26 protein-coding genes are annotated in these 25,099 nt (G+C 56.4%); 6 read left to right on the forward strand and 20 right to left on the reverse strand.

Translation table 11 applies throughout. The annotated features are described in order from the left end of the window. Positions 1–163: 163 nt before the first annotated feature. Both rplL and rplJ read right to left on the reverse strand, forming a co-directional pair. Positions 164–538 (reverse strand): 50S ribosomal protein L7/L12, encoded by a 375-nt coding sequence (gene rplL / locus Q1B13_RS23115; RefSeq protein ID WP_170350962.1) that lies wholly within the window; start codon positions 536–538, stop codon positions 164–166. A 79-nt stretch (positions 539–617) separates the two neighbouring features. Next, positions 618–1,136, reverse strand: a complete 519-nt coding sequence (rplJ, locus tag Q1B13_RS23120) for a 50S ribosomal protein L10 (RefSeq protein WP_298937812.1) — start codon at positions 1,134–1,136, stop codon at positions 618–620. A gap of 563 nt (positions 1,137–1,699) precedes the next feature. Here rplJ and Q1B13_RS23125 point away from each other — a divergent pair. Continuing rightward, positions 1,700–2,527: an aminoglycoside phosphotransferase family protein gene (locus Q1B13_RS23125; protein ID WP_299084698.1), complete on the forward strand. Its 828-nt coding sequence runs from the start codon at positions 1,700–1,702 to the stop codon at positions 2,525–2,527. Between the two features lie 72 nt (positions 2,528–2,599). Here the strand turns inward: Q1B13_RS23125 and rplA are convergent, their stop codons facing one another. Both rplA and rplK read right to left on the reverse strand, forming a co-directional pair. Continuing rightward, on the reverse strand, positions 2,600–3,298 hold the full coding sequence (gene rplA / locus Q1B13_RS23130) for a 50S ribosomal protein L1 (RefSeq protein WP_299084699.1): 699 nt from the start codon (positions 3,296–3,298) through the stop codon (positions 2,600–2,602). 1 nt (position 3,299) lies between these two features. Then, positions 3,300–3,749, reverse strand: coding sequence for a 50S ribosomal protein L11 (gene rplK, locus Q1B13_RS23135; RefSeq protein WP_085823307.1), 450 nt, complete (start codon positions 3,747–3,749; stop codon positions 3,300–3,302). A gap of 383 nt (positions 3,750–4,132) precedes the next feature. Between rplK and Q1B13_RS23140 the strand changes: the two genes are divergently transcribed. After that, positions 4,133–5,356: a peptidoglycan-binding domain-containing protein gene (locus tag Q1B13_RS23140; RefSeq protein WP_299084702.1), complete on the forward strand. Its 1,224-nt coding sequence runs from the start codon at positions 4,133–4,135 to the stop codon at positions 5,354–5,356. 98 nt (positions 5,357–5,454) lie between these two features. Here Q1B13_RS23140 and nusG read toward each other — a convergent pair whose 3' ends face one another. The 7 genes from nusG to Q1B13_RS23175 all read right to left on the reverse strand — a co-directional run bounded on the left by nusG (position 5,455) and on the right by Q1B13_RS23175 (position 11,732). Beyond that, entirely contained in the window at positions 5,455–5,988 is a 534-nt protein-coding gene (gene nusG, locus Q1B13_RS23145; RefSeq protein WP_298937808.1) for a transcription termination/antitermination protein NusG, read from the reverse strand. Positions 5,989–6,223: 235 nt separating this feature from the next. Next, complete coding sequence (gene secE / locus Q1B13_RS23150) at positions 6,224–6,421, reverse strand: preprotein translocase subunit SecE (protein WP_120633940.1); 198 nt, start codon at positions 6,419–6,421, stop codon at positions 6,224–6,226. 99 nt (positions 6,422–6,520) lie between these two features. Continuing rightward, positions 6,521–6,679 (reverse strand): cbb3-type cytochrome oxidase assembly protein CcoS, encoded by a 159-nt coding sequence (gene ccoS / locus Q1B13_RS23155; protein ID WP_298937807.1) that lies wholly within the window; start codon positions 6,677–6,679, stop codon positions 6,521–6,523. A 5-nt stretch (positions 6,680–6,684) separates the two neighbouring features. After that, positions 6,685–8,862, reverse strand: coding sequence for a heavy metal translocating P-type ATPase (locus Q1B13_RS23160; RefSeq protein ID WP_299084705.1), 2,178 nt, complete (start codon positions 8,860–8,862; stop codon positions 6,685–6,687). Positions 8,863–8,866: 4 nt separating this feature from the next. After that, positions 8,867–9,325 (reverse strand): FixH family protein, encoded by a 459-nt coding sequence (locus tag Q1B13_RS23165; protein WP_298937805.1) that lies wholly within the window; start codon positions 9,323–9,325, stop codon positions 8,867–8,869. 2 nt (positions 9,326–9,327) lie between these two features. Continuing rightward, the gene (gene ccoG, locus Q1B13_RS23170; protein WP_299084707.1) at positions 9,328–10,755 is read right to left on the reverse strand and encodes a cytochrome c oxidase accessory protein CcoG; all 1,428 of its coding nucleotides are present in this window, start codon (positions 10,753–10,755) and stop codon (positions 9,328–9,330) included. A gap of 98 nt (positions 10,756–10,853) precedes the next feature. Then, on the reverse strand, positions 10,854–11,732 hold the full coding sequence (locus Q1B13_RS23175) for a LysR family transcriptional regulator (protein ID WP_299084710.1): 879 nt from the start codon (positions 11,730–11,732) through the stop codon (positions 10,854–10,856). 100 nt (positions 11,733–11,832) lie between these two features. On the opposite strand from Q1B13_RS23175, the gene Q1B13_RS23180 reads away from it, so the two are divergent. Beyond that, positions 11,833–11,991 carry a hypothetical protein gene (locus tag Q1B13_RS23180; RefSeq protein WP_299084713.1) on the forward strand — a complete coding sequence of 53 codons (159 nt, stop codon included), beginning with the start codon at positions 11,833–11,835 and terminating at the stop codon, positions 11,989–11,991. A gap of 148 nt (positions 11,992–12,139) precedes the next feature. Here the strand turns inward: Q1B13_RS23180 and ccoP are convergent, their stop codons facing one another. The 4 genes from ccoP to ccoN are packed head-to-tail and all read right to left on the reverse strand — an operon-like array spanning position 12,140 to position 15,598. Then, positions 12,140–13,003: a cytochrome-c oxidase, cbb3-type subunit III gene (gene ccoP / locus Q1B13_RS23185; RefSeq protein WP_299084716.1), complete on the reverse strand. Its 864-nt coding sequence runs from the start codon at positions 13,001–13,003 to the stop codon at positions 12,140–12,142. Next, positions 13,000–13,236 (reverse strand): cbb3-type cytochrome c oxidase subunit 3, encoded by a 237-nt coding sequence (locus Q1B13_RS23190; RefSeq protein ID WP_299084719.1) that lies wholly within the window; start codon positions 13,234–13,236, stop codon positions 13,000–13,002. Before Q1B13_RS23190 ends, ccoP begins: the two co-directional genes overlap by 4 nt. Positions 13,237–13,247: 11 nt before the next feature. Continuing rightward, positions 13,248–13,976: a cytochrome-c oxidase, cbb3-type subunit II gene (ccoO, locus tag Q1B13_RS23195; protein WP_298937799.1), complete on the reverse strand. Its 729-nt coding sequence runs from the start codon at positions 13,974–13,976 to the stop codon at positions 13,248–13,250. A gap of 14 nt (positions 13,977–13,990) precedes the next feature. Next, on the reverse strand, positions 13,991–15,598 hold the full coding sequence (gene ccoN / locus Q1B13_RS23200; RefSeq protein ID WP_299084722.1) for a cytochrome-c oxidase, cbb3-type subunit I: 1,608 nt from the start codon (positions 15,596–15,598) through the stop codon (positions 13,991–13,993). Positions 15,599–15,799: 201 nt separating this feature from the next. Between ccoN and Q1B13_RS23205 the strand changes: the two genes are divergently transcribed. Then, a complete protein-coding gene (locus tag Q1B13_RS23205) occupies positions 15,800–16,639 on the forward strand; it encodes a universal stress protein (protein ID WP_299084724.1) in 840 nt (279 codons plus the stop codon). A gap of 42 nt (positions 16,640–16,681) precedes the next feature. Here the strand turns inward: Q1B13_RS23205 and Q1B13_RS23210 are convergent, their stop codons facing one another. Together Q1B13_RS23210 and fnrL are read right to left on the reverse strand one after the other, a co-directional pair. Next, positions 16,682–16,933 carry a GlsB/YeaQ/YmgE family stress response membrane protein gene (locus Q1B13_RS23210; RefSeq protein WP_298937796.1) on the reverse strand — a complete coding sequence of 84 codons (252 nt, stop codon included), beginning with the start codon at positions 16,931–16,933 and terminating at the stop codon, positions 16,682–16,684. Positions 16,934–17,006: 73 nt separating this feature from the next. Further along, entirely contained in the window at positions 17,007–17,750 is a 744-nt protein-coding gene (fnrL, locus tag Q1B13_RS23215; RefSeq protein WP_298937795.1) for a transcriptional regulator FnrL, read from the reverse strand. 61 nt (positions 17,751–17,811) lie between these two features. On the opposite strand from fnrL, the gene hemN reads away from it, so the two are divergent. Then, a complete protein-coding gene (gene hemN / locus Q1B13_RS23220; protein ID WP_299084726.1) occupies positions 17,812–19,167 on the forward strand; it encodes an oxygen-independent coproporphyrinogen III oxidase in 1,356 nt (451 codons plus the stop codon). Between the two features lie 213 nt (positions 19,168–19,380). Continuing rightward, positions 19,381–21,309: an elongation factor G gene (locus Q1B13_RS23225; RefSeq protein ID WP_299084728.1), complete on the forward strand. Its 1,929-nt coding sequence runs from the start codon at positions 19,381–19,383 to the stop codon at positions 21,307–21,309. 19 nt (positions 21,310–21,328) lie between these two features. Here Q1B13_RS23225 and Q1B13_RS23230 read toward each other — a convergent pair whose 3' ends face one another. The 3 genes from Q1B13_RS23230 to Q1B13_RS23240 are packed head-to-tail and all read right to left on the reverse strand — an operon-like array spanning position 21,329 to position 25,095. Further along, the gene (locus tag Q1B13_RS23230; protein WP_299084731.1) at positions 21,329–22,906 is read right to left on the reverse strand and encodes an ABC transporter ATP-binding protein; all 1,578 of its coding nucleotides are present in this window, start codon (positions 22,904–22,906) and stop codon (positions 21,329–21,331) included. Next, positions 22,903–24,009, reverse strand: coding sequence for an ABC transporter permease (locus Q1B13_RS23235; protein ID WP_298937791.1), 1,107 nt, complete (start codon positions 24,007–24,009; stop codon positions 22,903–22,905). Before Q1B13_RS23235 ends, Q1B13_RS23230 begins: the two co-directional genes overlap by 4 nt. Then, positions 24,010–25,095 carry a microcin C ABC transporter permease YejB gene (locus tag Q1B13_RS23240; RefSeq protein ID WP_298937790.1) on the reverse strand — a complete coding sequence of 362 codons (1,086 nt, stop codon included), beginning with the start codon at positions 25,093–25,095 and terminating at the stop codon, positions 24,010–24,012. It lies immediately after the preceding gene. Positions 25,096–25,099 lie beyond the last annotated feature (4 nt).

Here is a 25,099-nt window from a genome sequence, read left to right on the forward strand (position 1 = left end):
ATTCGTGGCCACCGTCCCGAATGGTGGCCTCCCGATCCGCGAACCGCGTCTTAGAAAACACCTCCTGTGTCAGAGGTCCTTTCTAAGACAGGTTCGGCTGGACCCGGATTTCTCCGGATCCAGCCAAATTTCCGGTGCATCAGCGACACACCAAAAGACTGACTTAGGCCAGTTCGACCTCGGCGCCAGCTGCTTCCAGCTTGCCTTTGATCTCTTCGGCTTCGTCTTTCGACACAGCTTCTTTGATCTTGCCGCCAGCTTCGACCAGCTCTTTGGCTTCTTTCAGGCCAAGACCGGTGATGCCGCGAACTTCTTTGATCACGTTGATTTTCGAAGCGCCGGCATTCTTCAGAACGACGTCGAATTCGGTTTTTTCTTCCTCGGCTGCGCCACCGGCGTCGCCGCCTGCTGCAACCATTACGGCGCCGCCAGCTGCGGGCTCGATGCCGTATTCGTCTTTGAGGATGGTTTTCAGTTCTTGTGCTTCCAGCAGGGTCAGACCCACGATGCTTTCTGCGAGTGCTTTCAGATCAGCCATTGTATCAGCTCTTTCCGTTTACAGTGTGTGTTCCAACGTCAGGACATATGCCCTACGCAGATCATTCAGTGCCAACCGCTTACGCAGCTTCCGCCTTCTCTTCGATGGTGGAAAGGATGCTTGCGATGTTGCTTGCAGGTGCGCCAATCGCGCCGGCGATGTTCGAAGCAGGTGCGCCAATACAGCCAACGATCGAAGCAATAAGCTCCTCGCGAGACGGCATTTTCGAAACGGCTTCAACGCCTTTGCGGTCCAGAGCGTTCTCGCCCATTGCACCGCCAAGGATTTCGAACTTTTGGTTCTCCTTGGCGAAGTCCTCGGCCACTTTGGCTGCTGCCACAGGGTCCTCGGAATAGGTCAGAACGGTCATACCCGTCAGCAGGTCAGCAATGCTTTCACATGGCTTTCCATCGAGGGCGATTTTGGCGAGCCTGTTCTTGGCAACACGCACGGAGCCACCGGCGTCACGAGCACGTGCGCGAAGGTCCTGCATCTCGGCAACTGTCAGACCGGCGTAGTGCGAAACCACTACGACGCCAGAGCTTTCGAAGATTTGGCCGAGTTCCTCGACCACTTTCTCTTTCTGGGCTCTATCCACAGTTCTCTCCAAGTTTGGGGTGAAATCTCACCCCGGCTCATATTTGCCGCGGCTTACGCCCCGGCGTTCAGGTCCGTTGTTACGGGATTGAGCCAAAATTCGCCCGAGGGTGGGACCCTCGAAATTCTTTGGTCTTACCCGTCTCAGGCAGGGAATTAAGGGGCCAGATGGACCCACCCACCGTCTTGGACGAAACAAAATAAAGCGCACGACGAATCGCACGCTTTACTCCGCAGCTCTCTTTAGGGCAGACGCACGGGGTTTCCAAGGGGTAAATTGGCCCGACCGTGTCTTTCAGCCGGGCTTCGCCAACAAGGGCCCACGCGCATCATAAACACCTCTTGGTTTGGACCCATTGACACTGGTTACCGGCTCAGGTCCAGTCGAGCGGTACTGGTAGTCTGATCCGGGATATGTAGTTTCCAACCGAAATGTTCAACCTCACTGAAAGCGAACAGGCCTTAGCATCTAAATTCGTGGGCGAGTTTTCGCGTCAGCTTCCGGCTGATGACACGCCACGATTCGAGTGTTTCTACAGGTCTCACGGCTTTCCAAACTCCAGGATGGTTCTAAAAGTTCAGTCGGGTACGCGAACCTATGCGTTGAAGATCGATACCGAGTCTCCTGCCTCTGGGCGGCTTAACGACGAATTTGATCTGCTGACGAAGCTTTCCACCCATTTTGACGGCAACAAGACGTCGCAGGTTGTGCACCCCATTTACATCTCGCCCGGAGGCGCCTTTTTCGTCACCGAATTCATCGACCGGCCTACGGCGGTTGACCTGATCTACAACAGCAAAGATGACGATCAGGTTGCGCAGGTTTTTCGCCGCGCAGGATCATGGCTCAATGATCTGCACAGATTTCGCCCAGCTGAGGACTACGCGTTTCGACCAAAATGGATGACCGACAGCGTTCAGGATCTGTTCCAATCCCTGCCTTTGGAGCTTGCAGAAGAAAGCCAGCGGATGGTCAACACCATGCTCGCCGAAGCTGAACGTCTAAAGGGCGTTTCAGATATTCGGGTTTTTTCGCATGGCGATTTTCACGGCCTCAATCTGATCGTGGGACAGGGCCAAACGATCGGGCTGGACTTCACCGAAGCGCGCGACAAACTGGCAGTTTACGACATCGTCGATTTCCTGAAATCCGATATCTTTCGGGACGGCGCTGGCGCCGATGTGGACCGCAGCGGCATCCTCAAACGCAACAAAGAGATGTTCTTTCGGCTGTACCGCCACCCGATCAACATCGAAATTCTGGATTTCTGTATCCGAGGACGACTGCTGAAGGACTGGCTGCGCCTGTGCCAACCTGACCACAAGTGCAGTGATTTCGAGGACCACATGCGCACACGGCTGGGAATTCGACTGAAGCAGGCGTTTCGATAGACCCCCTGAAAAGAAAAACCCGGGCAGCTCACGCCGCCCGGGCCTAATTCTGTAACAGCTAAAAGCTAGGGCTTACTCGCCCGAAGCCGTCGCCACGTCCAAAGTCACGCCAGGGCCCATGGTCGAGCTCAGCGCGATTTTCTTCATGTAGGTGCCCTTGGCACCTGCGGGTTTGGCTTTGGCCACGGCCGAGATAAAGGCGCGGACGTTTTCGACCAGCTTGGCTTCCTCGAACGAAGCTTTTCCAACACCGGCGTGCACAACGCCACCTTTTTCCGCTTTGAACTGAACCTCGCCACCCTTGGCTGCTTCCACGGCCGCTTTCACGTCCATGGTTACGGTGCCAACTTTAGGGTTTGGCATCAGGTTGCGGGGGCCCAGAACTTTACCCAGACGGCCAACAACGGGCATCATGTCCGGGGTCGCGATGCAGCGATCGAATTCGATCGTGCCACCCTGAACGGTTTCCATCAGATCCTCTGCACCAACGATATCGGCGCCAGCTTCTTTTGCTTCGTCAGCCTTGGGGCCGCGAGCGAACACAGCGACGCGCATCGTTTTGCCGGTGCCATTGGGGAGGCCAACAACGCCGCGAACCATCTGGTCTGCGTGACGGGTGTCAACGCCCAGGTTCAGAGCAATCTCGACGGTTTCGTCAAACTTCGAAGTTGCGTGGGCTTTGACCAGTGCAACCGCTTCTTCGACCGACAGATCTGCCTTGCCAGCGAATGCTTCGCGCGCAGTGCGCGTACGTTTACCGAGTTTTGCCATCTTACTTCACCTCGATGCCCATAGAGCGGGCCGAGCCCAGGATGATCTGCATTGCGCCTTCGACGTCGTTGGCGTTCAGATCTTTCATTTTGGCTTCGGCGATTTCACGCACCTGCTTCGAGGTCACGGATGCCACGGTCTCACGACCTGGGTTTTCCGCGCCACGAGGGCGGTTACGCTTGCCAACCGGCTTCAGGCCAGCTGCTTTTTTCAGGTAATAAGACGCAGGCGGCGTCTTGATGTCCATGGTGAAGGACTTGTCCTGATAATAGGTGATCACGGTCGGGCAAGGTGCGCCCTGCTCCATGTCTGCGGTCTTGGCGTTGAACGCCTTGCAGAATTCCATGATGTTGATGCCGCGCTGACCCAGTGCCGGACCAACTGGCGGCGACGGGTTCGCCTGACCTGCAGGAACCTGCAGTTTCATTGTACCAGCAAGCTTCTTGGCCATTTGGTTTTCCTTTCAACGTAGATGGGACGCGTCCCACCCGGTTTATGTTGCGCGGTCCGATCCGGGATCGCGATCCCGGCAATCTCCCACGAGAGAATCTCGCCCAAAGACGATAGAGGCGGCGTCTACAGGGGATCGTTGGGGTTGGCAAGTGGTCGGCGACCCAATCCGATAACATCGAATCGAACGCTGAGCGGATTGTCACCGGCTCACGGAATGCGGACCATTGCGCATGTGTTTGTGAACGCCGCTAAGAAACCATTAATACAGTAAAAAATTTAGATATGCAGTCCCCAACCAGGATTTTCGCGCACGTAACACGACAATACTGGCGGCTGTGCTATACTTTGCGAGATTGGATATTTTTTTGGTGGAGGTTAATTATGATCATTCGTTTCATTGTAACGCTAGGGGTCGCGCTGTCTCTTACCGCGACTGCCCCGCAGACCGCGCGGGCTGACGCTGGTGAAATCCTGGGCGGTGCTGTCGTTGGCGGCGTCATAGGCTACGCGATCGGCAGGGACCAGCAGAAAAAGAAGCAGGCCCGGACAACAACAAGAACCACCCGTACCTACCGGCAAGGTATACCTTCGACCACGCAAGGTGCGCAGACTCAGACGGCCCTCAATTACTTCGGCTACAATGCTGGTCGGGTCGATGGTCAGGTTGGTCGCGGCACCCGCACAGCGATCGAACGCTACCAGGCATCAATGGGTTATCCTGTAAGTGGCTATGACTTTCAGCCTTATCAGTATGACTTCCTGCAGCAGGCCTATTACTGGGCAACGAGCGGCGGACAGGCGGCCACTCAACTCTCGGGCCAACCGCTTCTGATGGAGTACCGCCGTCAAGTTCAAACAGGTTCTTCTTTGGCAGCGGCGCCTCAGGCTCCGGCTCAAGCTATCCCGGTTATCAAGCCCCAAGCAGCCGAGCCCGAGACAAACACCGCTGAAACAACAACCGCGAGCCTTCCGAGCCTGTTTTCTGGCGGTACCGGGGGCCCGTCGCTGGCCAATCGCTGCAGCGGGGTAATGCTGCAAACCTCGACCAATGGTGGCTACACGACTTTGTCGAACATGTCTGATCCTGATTTCGCTCTCAGCGAGCAGTTCTGCCTTGCCCGTAGTTACGCGATGGCGCGTGGCGAAGATCTTATGCAGGACATCCAGGGGCTGACGCCGGATCAGGTGGCCGCGCAATGTGACTCCTATGGTGAGATGTTGGCACCACAAGTTGACGCTCTGTCCATCAGCTCAAAAACAGAGGCTGAAACCCAGATACGCAAGCTTGCACTGGACTCCGGGCTTAGCCCCGAAGATCTTGCCGCAACGAGCAAAGTTTGTCTGGCGATGGGCTACCGTCAAGACAACATGGATGCCGCGGTTGGCTCTGCGCTGATGCTTGTTGCAATGGGTGAACCCGCCTATGGAGAGCTGGTTGGGCATCACCTGCGTGAAGGCTTCGGCGTTCAGGAACGCCGGGATCTTGCGATGCAATGGTATGATTCGAGCCTTTCGGCGCTGGACGCCGGATCGCAAGCTGTCTTCTTGCCGTCGCAGACTGACCGCCCGCAACTCTTGCGCGCGGCTATGATCCAGGCCCAATGAGGCGATACGCAAAACGGTATCGACCGCTGTAGGGCCCAAACAAAAAACGCCGCGTTGCCTGTCGCATCGCGGCGTTTCAAATTTCGCGAGAAACTTGCTTAGCTCTGTTTAGTGACCTGCGTGAAGTCCAGCTCGACAGGAGTCTCCCGACCAAAGATCGAGACCGAAACTTTCAGCTTCTGAGCGTCGTCGTCCACGCCTTCGACCATGCCGTCAAAATCCTCGAACGGGCCGTCGTTGACCTTGACCTTCTCGCCAACCTCGAAGGTGATCATCAGCTTGGGTGCGTCTTCACCTTCCTGAACGCGATTGAGGATCTGGTTGACCTCGGCGTCGCGCATCGGCATCGGGCGACCTTGCGGGCCAAGAAACCCGGTGACACGGTTGATCGAGTTAACCAGGTGATAGCCCTGATCGGACATTTCCATATGAACCAACACATAGCCGGGCATGAAGCGGCGTTCGGTCGTGACTTTCTTGCCCCGGCGCACTTCAATCACCTCTTCGGTGGGCACCAGCACTTCGTCGATATCGTCCTCAAGGCCCTGTTCAGCCACCGACGTGCGGATCTGCTCTGCGATCTTCTTTTCGAAATTCGAAAGAACGCTGACCGAGTACCACCGTTTCGCCATGAACCTGTCGTCCTTGTTTGCATTAGACCGCATCACATTTTCGGACACAGCCTGAATTAAAATCCTGTCGCGGAGCCACCGCGTCGTTCGGAATAAAAAGCGGCGCGCAGTCCGAATCGCCGCACGCCTATCCCAAAAGGTACCGCGTCACCTACTCTGACATCGCGCACTGTGCAAGAGGGCAGAGGCAATTGCATTGCAATTTCAGCAGCGTTTTGGCCCCGAAAGATCCGCCTTATCCGAAGGAGGTCAGGATCAGCTGCAGACCACCACGAATACCCAGATCAACCAGCGCGAAGAACACAGCCGTTAAAGCTGCCATGATGAACACCATGACCGTGGTCAACAGCACCTCGCGCCGCGTGGGCCAGACGACCTTTGCAACTTCGGCACGGACTTGCTGAATGAACTGGATCGGGTTGGTGGTAGCCATTTGGCGTTATCTCTCTGCTAGCGGATGGGCGGGACATAGCCGGGCATTGCGGCAATTTCAAGGGCAGTTGGATCAACTCTGGTTTTGGGCCTGCGCTGATCAGGGCTTGGGTTTATCGTCCCATTCGTCGTTCAAGATCCGGCGCGCATCGCCTTCGGGATCTTCGTACTGATTTGAACGCACGGTATAGACAAATGCAACCAGACCAACTCCGCCCAGAAACAATGAAATCGGGATCAGATAGGCGAGAACGTCCATTCACATCACCTCAGCCGCAGCGCGTTCAAAGACACCGTAATCGATGAGGTCGACATCGCCAAGGCTGCGATCAAGGGCGTCGCCAGACCAGCCACCGCAAGCGGCACGGCGATCACGTTATAGACGGTCGCTATTTGAAAATTCTCACGAATGCGCCGAGTGGCTTTGACAGCAGTGTCGCAGACCTCTGCAATCGGTGAAAGATCGTTACCCAGCAGCACGATATCTGATGCAACACGGGCTGCATCCAGCGCTGATGCCGGAGAGATTGAAACATGAGCTGCGGCAAGTGCAGCGGTGTCGTTCAGGCCGTCACCCACCATCAGCACGCGGTGGCCTTGATTGCCGAGTTCCTGAATGCGTTGCGCCTTATCCCGTGGTAAGGCTTCAGCCATCCACGTTTCGATCCGCAGCTTGTCGGCCATTGCATTCACCGCGCCTTGCGAGTCGCCCGAGATCAGAATGACCTCTTTGCCTGCGGACAGAAACGCCTGAACCGCATCAAACGCGCCTTGACGTAACGCATCCGAAAATTCGAAGGCCACCGGAGCGTTGTCGCCGATTACCAACCAGGCGGTGGTTGCCACACTTTGTTCACCACCCACCCAGGCGGCGCGCCCGAGGCGTACACGCTGACCATGCAATTCACCTTCGGTTCCGTATCCGGGAATCTCGGTAATCTCGCGCAGATCGGCGGGTTTTACACCCGCCACACGGGCCGCTTTGGCCAACGCTGCAGATAGCGGATGTGCCGAGGCTTCGGCCAGAGCAAGAGCCACTTCAAGATCCTCGCGGGAATGCGCGTCCAGATTTGTCAACTCGGGCGTCCCTGACGTGAGCGTTCCTGTCTTGTCAAAAACAACTGTGTCCACTTCGGACAATCGTTCGAGCGCCGTCGCATGTTTGATCAGCATTCCCTTGCGAAACAACCGGCCCGATGCAGCAGTTGTGACCGCAGGTACTGCCAGCCCCAAAGCGCAAGGGCAGGTGATTATCAGAACCGCTGCGGCGATGTTCAGCGCCGTTCGCAGATCACCGGAATAGATAAACCAGCCCACAAAGCTGAGCGCTGACAGGATGTGAACACCCGGCGCGTAGAGCTTGGCAGCCTTATCCGCAAGCGATGTGTATCGCGACCGACCGGATTCAGCGATCGCAACCAGATCGGCCATGCGGTGCAATGAGGTATCTTCACCCACCGCCGTCGCGCGGATCGTAAGCGGCCCTGTCAGGTTAACCTCGCCCGCACTGACCGAGTGGCCGGTTTCAGCAAACACGGGCAGTGTTTCACCGGTCAATAATGAGCGATCCAATTCAGACTGGCCAGAAACGATTTGACCATCGACCGGCATCCGCCCCCCCGGGCGTACGAGGATCAGGTCACCCAAATTCAACGTGGCCACGGCGACTTCTTCTTCGACCCCATCCACGACACGAATGGCGCGGGGAACCTCAAGCGCTGTCAACTCCTCAGCGGCAGATCGCGCTGCGGCCCGTGTGCGATAATCCAGATAGCGCCCGGCCAGCAAAAAGAAGGTCAGGGTCAAAGCAGCGTCAAAATATGCATGCTCGCCACTAAGCGCAGTTTCCCAAAGCGATGTGACCAGCGCCAGCAGAATCGCCAGCACAATTGGCACATCCATATTCAGCCGTCTGACGCGTAGCGCACTCCAGGCGTTGGCAAAGAATGGCTGCGCGGAAAAGGCAATCGCTGGCAAGGCAATCGCAGCCGAAATCCAATGGAACATGTCGCGCGTTGCATCGCTTGCCCCAGACCAGACCGAGACAGACAGCAACATCACATTCATTGAGGCGAACCCGGCAACTGCCAACCTCATCAATAAATCGCGCCCGGCCTTGTTGGTCTGCGTGGCTGACAAAGCGCCGGGGTCCAATTCATGCGCCTCAAACCCTACGCGTTCCAACACAGGGATCAGATCAGCGGCCGAGGTCTCGGGTATAGCTTTGATCATGGCGCGCTTAAGCGTCAGATTCACGCGCGCATCTTCAACCCCGGGATGGGCATTCAATTCTCGCTCAACTGTCGCAATGCAGGCCGAACAATGAATGCCCGGCAGAGACAGGGCAATTTGCACATCTTCCGGAATTGGGCGCGCAGGCTCTGACGGGGCAGCAATGCAACCCGGACAAGCCGCTGTACCGGAAGAAAGATGCGCTGTCACAGCCCTAGCCTTTCACATAAAACGGAACGCGCTGCGCAAACTCTGCTCCGTCGCGATCACGCGCTACCAATCGGACGTTCCAGTTTCCTTCACCCAATGTGGCGGGTGTGGCATAAGCTGTCCCGTCGAACGAAAAATCAGGCGTGAAATCATCGCGCACATGGGTTGCACGCCCGACGACAGCCTGAAGCTCGGCCACCTGAACCGGTGCGCCACTTTGGTCGGTGATATGCAGGATCAAAAGCCCACCTTTGGCCTCAGCCCGAATTTCCCAGCCCAGCGCCTGATGCTCTTTCAGACGCGTGTTGAACTCCTGACTGGCCACGTAAGAGTTCTTAACCTCAAGCCCCGGAAAGGTTTTGACCGCGCTGTAAGCCAGCACGAGGTTCACACCTATGATCACGGTGAACGCAGCGATAAAAACCGCAAGAGCATGCTTTCCAGTGAATTTTCGTTCAGCCATGATCAGTTTCCTCGTCCATTGAACGTGGTGTCTTTGTAGGCGCGTTCTCCGCTGCTCAGATCTTCCACCCAGATCCGTACCGGCGTTGTATCAGCTCTCGCAGGTGCCGTATCCTTGGAAGAGACTATATAAACGCGGGTCAATTGTGCAGTATCCGCGGTGACGTTCACAGTATCAATTTCTGTGCCCTCGATTGCCAGTTTCATGGCAGAATCGCCGGCCAGAGACAGCTTGAACAACCGGTCCTCGCCATGTTTGTTGCGCAGCCGAACGTCATAGGTATTGCGGATCGTGCCATCCGAAAGGGTCACGAAAGTTGGGTTTCGCACCGGTGCGACGGTCAGATCGATGTCCGAGCGGATGAACAAGGCAAACATCAGCGCAAATCCCACCAAAGACCAAAGCGCCGTGTACATGACTGTACGGGGACGGAAGACGTGTTTCCAAACACGTCTGGGTGGCTCACCGGACCGTTCGCGGGTCTCGTCACTCAGCGCCATATAGTCGATCAGACCTCGGGGTTTGCCAATCTTGGCCATCATGTCGTCGCACGCGTCGATACATAGGGCACATGTGATGCATTCGAGCTGCTGACCATCCCGTATGTCGATGCCCACAGGGCAGACATTCACGCAGGCCATACAATCGATGCAATCACCTAGCTCTGAATCGGTCGTCCGCTTACCTTTGCCACGAGGCTCCCCCCGCCATTCGCGATAGCCGACCACAAGCGTATCTTCATCCATCATTGCAGCCTGAATACGCGGCCAGGGGCAGGCGTAGATGCAAATCTGCTCGCGGGCGAACCCGCCGAAGAAAAAGGTCGTTCCTGTCAGGATCAGCATAGTCGTGTAGGCCACCGGGTGCGCATTGCCTGTCACAAGATCCCGCGCCAAGGTTGGGGCATCGGCGAAATAGAAGACCCAGGCGCCGCCCGTGGCCAGACCAATCAGAAACCAGGATACCCATTTCGTCAGCCGCAGCCGGGCTTTTCGGAGATCCATCTTCTCTTGCCGCTGCAATCGCAGCCGGGCATTCCGGTCCCCTTCGATCCAGCGCTCGACCAGAATGAAAAGATCTGTCCAGACGGTCTGTGGGCAGGCATAGCCGCACCACACGCGACCAAGGGCCGAGGTGAACAGGAACAGGCCAAGGCCCGCCATGATCAGCAGCCCCGCCACAAAATAGAACTCGTGCGGCCAGATCTCGATCCAGAAAAAGTAAAACCGGCGGTTTGCCAAATCCAAAAGGACCGCCTGATCTGGCAGGCTGGGGCCACGATCCCATCTGATCCATGGTGTCACATAATAGATGCCCAGCGTGACCAGAAGTATGATCCATTTCAGATTGCGAAACGGACCGGATACGCGCCTTGGAAAGATAGGCTCTCGAGGGGCGTACAGGCTGGGTGCGGGGTCGGACTCGCTCACTGGCTGGCTCCACTAATGGATGTTCTGACGACGCTTTTTCCAGATCATGTGTTGATAGACTTTGACATGGGTCAAAACGCGCATCGAACAAACATCTTTTAGCACATTTCTTGCGCCTGACGTTTGAGCCATTTCACAAATGTCTTCACAGCGGGTCTGACAGGCGTTTTACCGGTTAAAACGTGATATCCGCTGCCTTCAGGTTCGGCATACAGTTCGATCAGTCGCCCCGCAGCGATGTCGTGCTCGACGAAATGTCGCACGGTCGCCGTCACGCCCTGGCCCGCGCGAAGCCCTTCCAGCAGCAAATTCCCCGGAAGAGAGATACTTCCGGCGCTGGGCCCATGATCCACGCCGCGTTTGGCCAGCCATGTCGTCGCCTCAGTTGTTCCGAATTCTTCTAGCCATGGTAGCTGGCCAAGATCTTTTGGCGTCCATGAGGTCTGGCCCGCCAGCAGACTAGGTGCAGCAACAATGACAAATGGCGTTTCCAGCAACATCTCGGCGTCGACTCCGGGCCAGCCGCCTACACCGTATCGGATTGCAACATCGACCCCACCGGGACTTAGCGTGACAAGGTGCGGGGTCGGGTCGAGCGCCAGATTCACGTCAGGATTTTCGGCTTGAAAAACCGGCAGGCGCGGCATCAGCCAGAACGCAGCAAAGGATGCGGTCAGTGAAACATGGACCGGACGCTCCTGGCCCGTCCGTATCAAATCCTCGACAGCGGTACCGATTGAACCAAACCCAAGTTGCAAAGCACGTGCCAGTTGCTGCCCTTCTGTGGTCAGCGACAACGACTTTCCAGTTCGGTCCAACAAGGCGACACCCATATGCTTCTCCAAGGCACGCAATTGTTGGCTTATTGCAGCATGGCTGACATTTAGCGCAGCCCCGGCCGGCACTACCCCACCCTTTTCGGCGAAGGCTGAAAAGGCTCTGAGCGAAGCCAGCGGCGGCAGGTTGAGCCAATCCATATGTAATTTCCTCTTACATATAAGAATTGCAATTGAGTCGCATTTTTTAGCCCGAAGATCAATCCTGAGACTGTTCCAACACAATCAGAGGAGAGACCCGATGCTCTCGATCTTTGCCAGAACTTTCATGAACGCCACCCGAATGCTTGAGCCGGATGACAATCACGCGCGTCGCGAAGACACCTCCCAAAGACGTTGGCTGCCGGACGCGCATTGGTGGAAAGAAGACACCCGCGGCGGCAAAGCTCCACGCCATTGAGGGTGGGTCCGTCACGCGTCTGGACCGGATCCGGTCGGAGATGTAGTCTAAAAAAGTAGCACCGGCTGTTCTGGAAACGCGCGAACAGATGGAACAGCCGGTGCCCTAACCTCTGGGCGGTGGACCGCCCGGAGGTATTCTTTATCCGTTACTGGCCGCCACCCAATTGGTGAACATAAGCCGACACAGCGCGGATTTGTGCCTCGGTCAATCGGGTATCCCAGGGCGGCATAATGCCGAAGCGGCTGTACTTGACCGTTTCGGTCAATGCCTCTTCGCTGCCGCCATAAAGCCAGATCGCGTCTGTCAGGTTCGGTGCGCCCTGGATGACATCACCGGCGCCATCTTCTCCGTGGCAGGCCGAACAATTGTCTTCAAAGACCACCTTGCCGGCCTGTGCAGCCGCATCATCGCTTTGGGCATTTGTCAGCGACATCACGTATTGCACCACCTGAGTGATCTCTTCCGGCTCTAGTATCTCGCCAAAAGCGGGCATCTCGGAATACCGTGTGTCGTCGCTTTCCTCGCTACGGATGCCATAGCTCACGGTGGTCACGATGTCATCCAGCGTACCGCCCCAAAGCCAAGCGTCATCCAACAGGTTCGGAAAGCCCGTCGCGCCTTGCGCGCCTGAACCATGGCACTGTGCGCACCATGTGCGGAATACGGCACCGCCCGCGTTCACCGCGTATTGTTGCAGCTCTGCATCCCTGGCGATGTCTTCCAATGGGGTTTCGACCAACTTGGCATTCCACGGCGCATTTGCCTCTTCAAAGGCGACCATTTCCTGCTGCACCAGTTCACGCGAGGACCAACCCAGAACACCTGCAGTCGCCGACTGCACCAAAGGCCATGCAGGATACATGATCGTGTAGATGACGGCCCAGATGATGGTGACATAGAAGGTCCACAACCACCAGCGCGGCATTGGGTTGTCGAATTCCTCGATCCCGTCCCAGGTGTGGCCAGTGGTGTTCGGATCACCCGGCTGTTTTTCAGGTGTCTTGCTCATTTACTCGCCTCCTTGGATTCGGCGGATTTGTCGCACGTGCGGAGCGCAGCTTCATCGTCGCCCCGCAGGGGCGCTGGCGCATCGGCGTGCCGGAACGGGATGTTGGCGGTGTCCTTGTATTCTTTGCTTGCACCGGGGCGGAAAACCCAAATGACGATGCAAATGAAAAAGACGAACAACAAAAGCAACATCCAGCTGTCCGCGAACTGCCTAAGGATCGTGTATTCTTCCATCACACCCTCCTTTAACGGTTTGCATCTGGGGTGAAGGTCGAGAAGTCGACCAATGTACCCAGCATCTGCAGGTAAGCGATCAGTGCATCGGCTTCGGTCAGCTCGGGCTGGCCATCAAAGTTCCGAACATTGACCTTTTCGCCATAGCGCTCCAACAGGCCATCATAGTCGCTGTCTGGATCGGCCTGCGCCCGGAAATCCAGCGCTGCGTTTTCGAGCATCTCATCGGTATAAGGTGTCCCGACCAGAGCGTTCGCAGCCATGACGTCGCCGATGTATCTGCCGTCAATCCTGCGGTTTTCGAGGAAGCCGTATTTGGGCATCACCGATTCCGGCACTACGGATTGCGCATCGCGCAGGTGGTCCACATGCCACTGATCTGAGTAGCGGCCACCGACTCGTGCCAGGTCTGGCCCGGTGCGTTTCGATCCCCACTGGAACGGATGGTCATACATCGATTCAGCCGCCAGCGAATAGTGGCCATAGCGTTCGACCTCATCCCGCATCGGACGGATCATTTGGCTGTGGCAGACATAACAGCCTTCGCGGATGTAAATGTCACGCCCTGCCATTTCGAGAGGGGTGTAAGGGCGCATGCCCTCCACCTTCTCGATTGTGTTCTCAAGATAGAACAACGGGGTGATCTGCACGATGCCACCGATGGTTACGACCAAAAAACTGAAGATCAGCAGGAGGGTCGCGTTGGTCTCGAGGATCTTATGTTTGTCGAGAATTGCCATTGCTCCGGCCCTCCTTATTCAGCCGGGACCGCGACGGTCAGGCTGGCCTCTTTGGCCGGCGCTTTCCGTACAGTCATCCACAGGTTGTAGCACATGATCACCGAGCCAGCGAGGAACAGAACCCCACCCAGACCGCGGACCACATACATCGGGAACTTGGCGGCGACGGTGTCGGCAAACGAGTTCACCAGGAAGCCGTTGGCATCCACTTCCCGCCACATCAGGCCTTCCATGATACCGGTGACCCACATAGACGCGGCATACAGAACGATGCCAATGGTCGCGAGCCAGAAGTGCCAGCTGACCATTTGTAGCGAGTAAAGGCGCTCGCGCTTCCACAGAACAGGCACGAGGAAGTACAGAGCACCAAAGGTGATCATGCCATTCCAGCCCAGCGCACCCGAATGCACGTGACCAATGGTCCAGTCCGTATAGTGGCTCAGCGAGTTGACCGCGCGGATCGACATCATCGGACCCTCAAAAGTGGACATGCCGTAGAAGCCCACCGAGATCACCATCATGCGGATGATCGGGTCGGTGCGCAGTTTGTCCCATGCACCCGACAGGGTCATCAGACCGTTGATCATACCCCCCCAGGACGGCATCCACAGCACGATCGAGAACACCATGCCCAGCGTCGAAGCCCAGTCAGGCAGCGCGGTATAATGCAGGTGGTGCGGACCGGCCCAGATATACAGGAAGATCAATGCCCAGAAGTGGATGATCGACAGCTTGTAGCTGAACACCGGACGTTCGGCCTGCTTCGGGATGAAATAGTACATCATCCCCAGGAAGCCCGCAGTCAGGAAAAAGCCCACAGCGTTGTGACCGTACCACCACTGGATCATGGCGTCTTGCACACCCGACCAGACGATAACGGATTTCGAACCCCAGATGCTGACAGGGACGGTCATGTTGTTGACCAGATGCAGCATCGCGACGGTGACGATAAAGGCCAGATAGAACCAGTTTGCCACGTAGATGTGGGGCTCTTTCCGCTTGACGATCGTGCCCAGATAGACAGCAAGGTAAGCCACCCACACGACAGTCAGCCACAGATCTACATACCATTCAGGCTCGGCATATTCCTTGGATTGGGTACCGCCCAACACATAGCCGGTCGCGGCCAGGACAATGAACAGCTGGTATCCCCAGAAAACAAACCACGCAAGGTTGCCGCCCCAAAGGCGCGCTGCACTGGTCCGCTGAACCACATAGAACGAGGTTGCGATCAGTGCATTGCCGCCAAAGGCAAAAATCACGGCCGAAGTGTGCAGGGGCCGCAGGCGCCCAAAATTCAGGTACCCCTGCGCCCATTCAAAGTTTAGCTCAGGAAAAGCCAGCTGAAACGCGATGAAAGTTCCGGCTAGGAACCCAACCACACCCCAAAAGGCCGTCGCGATCACGCCGTAACGTATCACGTTATCCATGTACTCTGACGAGCGGTCAACAAGGATATCTGGCTCATCAGTGTTGCGTAGCGTCCAGATGAACAGTCCACCGGCAATCAACATCACCAGTACCGCATGCACCTGATACGCCAAATCCCGTGCGTAGTTGGTCCCGATCGCTGCGAACAGCACGACCAGCCCAAGCACGATCAGCTTGATGTAATTCGACATTTTGCGTCCCTTTGAATTGCCTCACACGATTCCGATTCCCTCGCCGCGCAAGACCCTTTTGTCTGGTTGCTGTTTTGTCGGACAGCGACCAATGCTGCTTTGATCTGTGTCAAGACAATAGCCCGAAATCTATGACACGCATAAGCTGATGGATGGGTTACCTGGTCGCATGGGACCAAATGCTCAAAATATGAGGTCGATATGGGCTACAAATCTCTTCTCACAGTTATGACCGAAACAAAGACAGCTCAGGCAGCATTGGCTCAGCTGGCGGCATTGGCCGAAGCACAGGATGCCCACGCCGAAGCGCTATGTCTGGGCGTGGATCGCAGTCAGACCGGTTATTACTATGCTGGCGCCAACGCTTTGATCCTTCAGGAAACGCTAAGCCGTGCCAACGCCGAAGCGGATGAGGTGCTGAATTTCGCCAAGGCTTTTCTGGGAAAAACCGGTATTCGCTGGTCTGCTGAAAACGGCGTTGCGCAAATTGCGGATATCGGGCGCCATGTGGCACACAGGGCACGGTTCTCAGATCTGGTGGTCCTTCCCCATCCCTATGGTGAGGATCGGGGTGCCGAGGCAGAGCCGATAATCGAAGCGGCCATGTTCGAAGGTCACGCGCCTGTTCTGGTGGTTCCTAACGACGCCGAGCCGTTTTCTGTGCCGCGCAAAGTGATGATTGCCTGGAACGAGAGCGTCGAAGCCATGCGAGCCATTCGCCGCGCCTTGCCCTTCCTCAAACACGCTGACTTGGCGCATATCGTGGTGATCGACCCTCCGCGCCATGGCCCGGATCGGTCCGATCCCGGTGGACTGTTATCCCAGATGCTGGCGCGGCACGGCGTGAAATGCGAGATCGAAGTGCTCAGCAAAACCATGACCCGAGTGTCCGACATTCTGAACCGTCACGCGTTAGACACCGAATCGGATTTGATCATCATGGGGGCTTATGGCCATTCGCGATTCCGCGAGGCCATTCTGGGCGGCGCAACGCGCAATATGCTGGAACAGTCGGTCGTGCCTGTCTTCCTCGCCCACTGATCTGAGAAATTCAACAAGCCGCCCGACAAGGCGGCTTGTCTATCAGCGTCGTATCAATCCGATCAGGAACAGCAAGATCACGGCTCCGACCGTGGCAAACAGTATCGACGAGATCAAGCCGCCGCCCACAGCGAACCCAAGTGCCGGGAAAATCAAACCCGCAAGAAAGGCCCCGACGATCCCGACGATTATGTTTCCGATCAGGCCAAAACCCCGGCCTTCCATGATCTTGCCCGACAGCCAACCGGCGATTGCACCGATCAAAATCATGGCCAATAGGCTACTGAATGTCATGCGCTGCTCCTGATATTCGTTTCATCCCGACCAGTAGATCACGGCTGCAGTTCGGGGTCACGCAGGAACATAATCAAACCAAAAAACCACCATCTGAATCGTCGCCAGCTTCGTCCATCAACCGCGCCATATCCGGGATCGTGACGTGCCGCTTGCCTTCCAGCAAAATCACACTGTCCCGTTTCAAAGCTGATATCTGTCTGCTTACCGTTTCCAGAGTCAGGCCAAGATAATCTGCCATTGCCTCACGCGTCAGCGGCAGGTCGAACACAATTGGCCCAGACTGAGCCTTCTGACTGACCGACGCATCCCGGCGCGCTATGATCGACAAAAGGCTGGCGATTTTCTCACGCGCGGTTTTGCGCCCCAGCACGAGCATCCATTCGCGGGCTGCATCCAATTCATCTAGCGTCATCTGCAACAGACGGTGCGCAATATGAGGTGTCGAGTTCATCAGGTCTTCGAACGGCTTTTTACGAAAACAGCACATCACAACGTCAGTTGTTGCCTGCACATCGTAAGGGGCAGTCTCGCGGCCAGGACGACCGACAAAATCGCTTGGCAACAGCAAGCCCACCATCTGCGTTCGGCCGTCTTCCATGGTCTGTGTCAACGACGCAATGCCCGACACGACAGACCCGACAAAGCTCATCTGATCCCCTGACCAGATGATTGTCTGCCCGGCCTCAAAGCTTCGGTAATACTTGATGCCCTCAAGTTCTTCGAGCTCATCAGTGTCACAATGCGCGCACACAGCCCGATGCCGGATCGGGCACCCCTCGCAATTGGTGTGGTCAAATTGGGCCTTCACGGTCATGCGCGTTTCCACTTGATCTCTGTCAAAGTCGCTAAGTCGTATCTCACCTAAGGGTATCGATATGATAGTGAAACCACAATTGGCAAAGCTTGGACTATTTGACGCGAAAGTCCCGCGTTACACAAGCTATCCCACCGCCCCGCATTTCAACAATGACGTGGGGGCGGGTCGTTTTGGCGACTGGATTTCGGGGATTAAACCGGGCAGCGAGATCTCACTGTATATCCATGTTCCATTCTGCCGCAGGCTGTGCTGGTTCTGTGCCTGCAGGACGCAGGGAACACAAACAGACAATCCAGTGATCGCCTACGTGGATGTTCTAAAAGCAGAACTGGACCTGCTAGCCGAGCGCTTGCCAGACGGTGTGGTCCTGTCGCGCCTGCACTGGGGTGGCGGCACCCCGACGTTGCTAAACCCGGGATTGATGCGCGATCTGGCACAGCACATTCTGGGCATCGTACCAATGGGTCCAAACGCAGAATTCTCGGTCGAAATCGATCCAAATGAAATTGACAACGCGCGACTGGACGCGCTGGCCGACGCGGGAATGAACCGTGCGTCAATTGGCGTTCAGGATTTCGATGATGAGATTCAGAAGGCCATCGGACGCGTCCAAAGCTACGACACCACACGTGACGCGATCGATATGATCCGAGCCCGAGGAATCAGCAGCCTGAACGCCGATATTCTGTATGGCCTGCCGCACCAAACCAAAACGCGGATGACGGAAAGCGTGCAAAAGCTGCTGTCGCTCAGCCCCGATCGGGTTGCGCTTTATGGATACGCGCATGTGCCCTGGATGGCGAAGCGGCAACAGATGATCCCGTCTGATGCGCTTCCCACACCTGAACAAAGGCTGGAGTTGTTCGATACCGCGCGGCGGCTGTTTATGTGGGACAACTACGCCGAAATCGGAATTGATCACTTTGCCACAAATGACGATGGCCTGACCCACGCTTTGCGTGCGAGTCGTTTGAAACGCAATTTTCAAGGTTATACTGACGATCAGGCCGAAGTTTTGATCGGGATTGGGGCCAGCTCAATCTCTCGCTTTCCGCAAGGATACGCACAGAATGCTCCGGCGACGTCTGCTCACACGAAAGCAATCCGCAACGGTCAGTTTTCGACCTCGCGCGGCCATCTGTTCGAAGGTCAGGACGTTTTGCGCGCGCGTTTGATCGAGGCTCTGATGTGCGATTTCCAGATCGACACAGCCGAGATCCTGCGGGACCACGATATCTCCGCTGCCGAGTTACACGGTATGTATAGCGCCGCGAACGCGACCTTTGATGGACTGTTGCGCATTGACGAGGACGGGCTGTTCGTTCCGCCCGAGGCGCGCCCGTTGACCAGGATGATCGCCCGCAGCTTTGATGCTTATGATCTCAGCAAAGCCGGGCACAGCTCGGCGATCTGACCAGAATTGGGCGGGCCGATATCGGCCACTCTGCAGCATTCCTGAACCGGGGCTTGACGTACGCCCTGGCTTTTCTCCACACTAAAGACGTGGGGAAACTGACCACCCCACAGCCTGAGGCAGGCTAGATTACAGGCGATCCATGCCGACGCTGACGCGCTCGACAACTCCTTTCGTGCATCCATTCTGCAACCTGAAAGAGGGACAGCACCTATGCGCGTTTTTACCGTCCTCGGGCCCAGTCAATCGGGCAAGTCTACACTGGTCGAGGCCATCAGCCGCCTCGATGGCCGGCCCGCCACGTTCGACGTATCCGGAACCGTGCACCTGCACGGTTTTTCTTATTTGGACGAGCCGTGGTGCGCGGTTGACGTGGATGGTGGTGGCGATGCGCTGGCGTATGTCGGCCCGGCCATGGCGATCTCGGACGCAGCCGTCATTGTGGTTCCACCCGACCCCGATGCCGCCGTTTTATGTGCCCCTTATCTGCGCCTGGTCGAAGAAGCCGGTATTCCCTGTTTCTTGTTCATCAACCGGATGGACAGCCCAAGTGGACGAATCCGTGACATCATCGCGGCACTGCAAACCTATTGCAGCCACCATATCACGCTTCGTCAGGTGCCGATCCGTGATGGCGGTACGATCATAGGTGCTGTCGATCTGATCTCGGAACGGGCCTGGAAGTATCAGGAGGGGCAACCCTCGGCCCTGATCGAGCTGCCGCAATCCGTGGAAGACCGCGAACAGGAAGCCCGTACCGAGTTGCTCGAAACCCTGTCGGATTACGACGACCATTTGTTAGAGCAACTGATCGAAGACAAGCAGCCGCCAAGCGCCGAAATCTACGACCTTGCCGCACAAGTGTTGCAAAGCCACCAACTGATTCCAGCCTGTCTGGGCGCGGCCAGCCACGGCAATGGTCTGACCCGGCTGATGAAAGCACTACGGCATGAAGCCCCGGAGTTTGACATCGCAGCAGGCCGGGATGAGGCGGCGGACAGTGCCCGCTCTATTGCGGGTTTCGCGGATGTCAAAAAGCACATCGGCAAGATCGTCGTGCTGCGTGGTCTGGGTGATGGTGTAAAGGCGCATGAAGCTTTGGGCGGGGAGACAGTCGGCAATCTGACCACGTTGGATGCCAAAACCCAGATCAGCGCTTTGGGGGCTGGACACATCGGGTTGGCGGTGAAATCCGATCACCTCAACCCCGGCTTTCTTTATGACAGCACTTCGGCCACGCCACTCCCGGAATGGGCAGAACCCCACCCGGCTGGGCATCGGCAAGTGGTATCCCCGGCGCATGAGCGTGATGATGTACGTCTTTCAAATGCCTTGACCCGGATGGTCGAGATTGATCCGGGCCTGCATATGGAACAGGACGAATTGAGCGGACACGCGGTTCTTGGTTCGCAGGGCCCTCAGCATATGCGCCGGGTGACAGCCAAATTGGCCGAGGATTTCGGCATCGAAATCCAAGCCGACCCGGTGGAAACCGCGTATCGTGAAACCATCAAATCGACCGTCGAACACCGGCAGCGACATCGCAAACAATCTGGCGGTGCTGGCCAATTTGCGGATGTCGTCATCTCGGTTGCGCCAATGCCGCGCGGTTCAGGGTTCCAGTTCGAAGAAGTCGTAAAAGGTGGTTCGGTACCCAAGAACTATATCCCGTCCGTCGAACATGGCGCCAAAGACGCGTTGGTTCAGGGTCCGGAAGGATTTCCGGTGGTCGATGTGAAGGTCACACTGAGCGATGGCAAACACCACAACGTCGACAGCTCGGACTACGCCTTCCGAACGGCGGGTAAAATTGCCGTGCGCGAGGCGTTGCCGCAAGCCAAACCCGTGGTCCTGCAACCGATCCTGAATGCGGAAATCCATCTGCCATCAGATTTCGTAGGCGATCTCGTGCCGACAATCAGCACGTTGCAAGGGCAAATCCTGGGGTTTGAGGGCAACCCAAATGCCGCAGGCTGGGAGATATTCAACGCCATGTTGCCGGCAGTGGCCGAAGATGAACTGCACCGAACGCTCGCCAGTGCCACCCGAGGCACCGGTTGGGTGAAGCTGAGCTTTGACCATTACGAAGAACTGCGCGGGCCGGTGCCTAAAACCGCAACACGGGAAACAGCCAACGCCTGACGGGAGAATCGGTGGGTTATCAGCCCGCCGCCGCAATCAGTTCGCGGGTGTAGTCGGTCTGGGCGTTTTCAAACAGGTCTTCGGCGGCGCCCATTTCGATCACGTCGCCATTTCGCATAACGATGACGTTGTGCGACATCGCCCGCACAACCTTAAGATCATGGCTGATGAACAAATAGGCCAGCCCGTATTTTCGCTGTAACTCGCGCAGCAGATCGACAATTTGAACTTGCACCGTCATGTCGAGCGCACTGGTGGGTTCGTCCAACACCAGAAGTTTAGGCCGCAGAACCATCGCGCGTGCGATCGCGATACGCTGACGCTGCCCGCCAGAAAACTCATGTGGATATCGGTCCATCGAGGCCGGATCCAAACCAACTTCGGTCATTACTTCGGCCACCAAATCGCGCGGGGCCCGGTGCGGATCGACGTTATGAATGGCCAGTCCTTCAGCAATGATCTGCTGGCAGGTCATACGCGGGCTGAGGCTGCCGAACGGATCCTGGAACACGATCTGCATGTCCTTGCGCAGCCGCCGCAGCTCGCGCGTGGACCAGCGGCGTACATCCTGATCGCGATAGGTGATTCCACCTTCGGAAGCGATCAGCCGCATGATCGCCAACGCGAGTGTTGTCTTACCCGAGCCGCTTTCGCCGACAATACCCAGGGTCTCGCCTGCGCGCACACTCAGCGTCGCATCGTTGACGGCCTTTACGTAGCCAACTGTGCGTTTCAGAAATCCACGTTGGATCGGGAACCAGATTTTCAGATGATCAGTTTGTGCAACCACTTCCGCGTCAGCGGGCACAGGGTCGGGCGAGCCGGATGGTTCGGCCGCAAGTAGCTTGCGCGTATACGGATGCTGCGGGTCATCAAAAATCTCGACAGTCGGACCAGTTTCGACGATCTCACCGTCTTTCATCACACAGACCCGATCTGCGATCCGCCGGACAATGCCAAGATCATGGGTAATGAATAACATCCCCATGTTTTCCGACTTCTGTAGGTCGGCCAGCAATTCCAGAATCTGCGCCTGAATGGTCACGTCCAACGCAGTTGTGGGCTCGTCTGCAATCAGGATGTCGGGTTTGTTGGCCAGTGCCATAGCGATCATGACCCTCTGTCGTTGCCCGCCAGACAGTTGGTGCGGATAGCTGTCCAACCGATCCTGTGGGTCACGTATGCCCACTTTGATCATAAGCTCAATAATCCGGTCTCGTGCCTCATCCCCGGTCAGACCCTGATGCAGCGCCAACGATTCCGCCATCTGCTTCTGGATCGTGTGCAGCGGGTTGAGCGAGGTCATCGGTTCTTGAAAGATAAAGCTGATGTCATTGCCACGCACATCCATCAAACGCTGATCCGAGGCGCCGATCATTTCCTGGCCATCATATTTGACAGAGCCCTCGACCATCGCGCTGTCGCCCAACAGGGACACGGTGGACAGCGCTGTCACGGATTTTCCGGAACCGGATTCGCCGACCAAAGCGACGGTTTCACCGCGATCAACAGTGAATGAGACACCTTTGACGGCAGCTGATATCTGACCGTCCTGCCGGAACGAGACCTTAAGGTTGTTCACATCCAGCAAGCTCATGAAAAGGTCTTTCTCGGATCAAATGCATCGCGGACGCCTTCAAAGATGAAGACCAGAAGCGACAGCATGATGGCAAAGGTGAAAAACGCAGTGAAGGCCAGCCAGGGGGCTTGCAGGTTCTGTTTCGCCTGCAGGGTCATTTCACCCAGGGACGGTGAAGATGAGGGCAACCCGAAGCCAAGGAAGTCCAAAGAGGCCAAACCGCCGATGGTGCCCGTCACGATGAACGGCATGAATGTCAGCGTCGCCACCATTGCGTTTGGCAGCATATGGCGGAACATGATTGTCATGTTACCCACGCCAAGCGCCCGTGCCGCACGCACGTATTCAAGGTTTCGCGCGCGCAGGAATTCGGCCCGCACAACGCCCACCAGACCCGTCCATCCAAAAAGTATCATCAGGGCTACGAGGAGCCAGAAACTTCGCCCGAGAATGGCGAACATGATGATAATGACATACAGGGACGGCGTCGCCGACCATATCTCGATGATCCTCTGAAAGATCAGGTCAAGCCAGCCTCCGAAAAACCCCTGTATGGCCCCGGCGAAGATCCCAATCAAACTGGCCGCGCCGGTCACGATCAGCGTGAACAGGATCGACAGGCGGAACCCATAGATCACTCGGGCCAACACATCCCGTTTGGTATCATCCGTGCCCAGCAGGTTTTGGCTGTTGGGCGGCAGAGGTGCCGCTCCGGGGCGATCCACGCTGGTGTTGAAGGAATACGGGATCAATGGCCAGATGGCCCAGCCACGTTCAAACCCGTCAGCCTGGAATGTACCCGCATCAATCTGTTCGATGATGCCGTCAGGGTCGTCAAAGCATTGCTCAAGACCACCACTGTCAATCAGGCATCGGACCTCAGGGTCGCGATAGATTGCTTCGGTTTGGAAGTCGCCGCCAAAATCAGTTTCGGCGTAGAAGTTGAAGATGGGCGTGTAGAACTCACCGCGGTACTTCACCAGGATCGGTTTGTCATTCGCGATGAATTCGGCAAACAAAGACAAGCCAAAAAGCACCGAGAAAATGATCAGCGACCAAAAGGCCCGGCTATTGCGCCGAAAGCTACGCCAGCGCCGCTGGTTGAGAGGGGAAAGTGCCATTTACCCCTCTCGTTTCTCAAAATCGATGCGCGGATCGACCAGGACATACATCAAGTCACTGATGATACCGACAACCAGCCCCATCAAGCCAAAGATAAATAACGTACCAAATATGACTGGGTAATCTCGCGCGACAGCGGCCTCGAAACCAAGACGGCCAAGCCCATCGAGCGAGAAGATCGTTTCGATGATGATCGAACCGCCAAAGAACACGCCGATGAACACCGCAGGAAAGCCCGCGATGACGATCAACATCGCGTTGCGGAAGACATGCCCGTACAGAACCTTGCTTTCGCTCAGCCCTTTGGCGCGCGCGGTCATAACATACTGTTTCTTGATCTCATCCAGAAACGAGTTCTTGGTCAGCAGGGTCAGCGTCGCAAAGGCCGAAATCGTCAGGGCGATGATCGGCAGAGCGATATGCCAGAAATAGTCTGTGATCTTGCCGAACAGGCTCAGGCTTTCCCAATTGTCCGAAGTCAGCCCTCGCAACGGAAATATCTGCCAATAAGATCCGCCCGCAAACAGCACAAGCAACAGGATTGCAAAAAGGAAGCCTGGAATGGCATAGGCGACGATGATGGCACCACTGGTCCAGGTATCAAACCGCGTGCCATCTTTGATGGCTTTGCGAATTCCAAGCGGGATCGACACCAGATAAGCGATCAATGTGGACCACAGGCCCAACGAGATGGAAACTGGCATCTTTTCCAGAACCAGATCGATAACACTGATCGAGCGGAAATAGCTCTGGCCGAAATCCAGCGTCAGATAGTTGCCCATCATGTTCAAAAACCGCTCGAGCGGCGGTTTATCGAAGCCGAATTCCTTTTCTAAGTCTTCGATGAACTCTTTTGGCAGACCACGCGCGCCGATATACTCGCTGTCAGAGCCAAAGGTTTCTTCGGTTTGAACATTATCCCCCCCGGCGAAGCCTGCAAAAACATCGCCCTCACCCTGCATTTGGGCCAGTATTTGTTCGATTGGTCCACCTGGTACGAATTGCACCAATGTGAAGTTCACAATCATGATCCCAAGCAATGTCGGTATGACCAGCAGCAGCCGGCGAAGAATATACGCTCCCAAAGCT

The sequence above is a fragment of the uncultured Ruegeria sp. genome (assembly GCF_947489545.1).
In the GTDB taxonomy this organism is placed as follows: Bacteria; Pseudomonadota; Alphaproteobacteria; order Rhodobacterales; family Rhodobacteraceae; genus Ruegeria.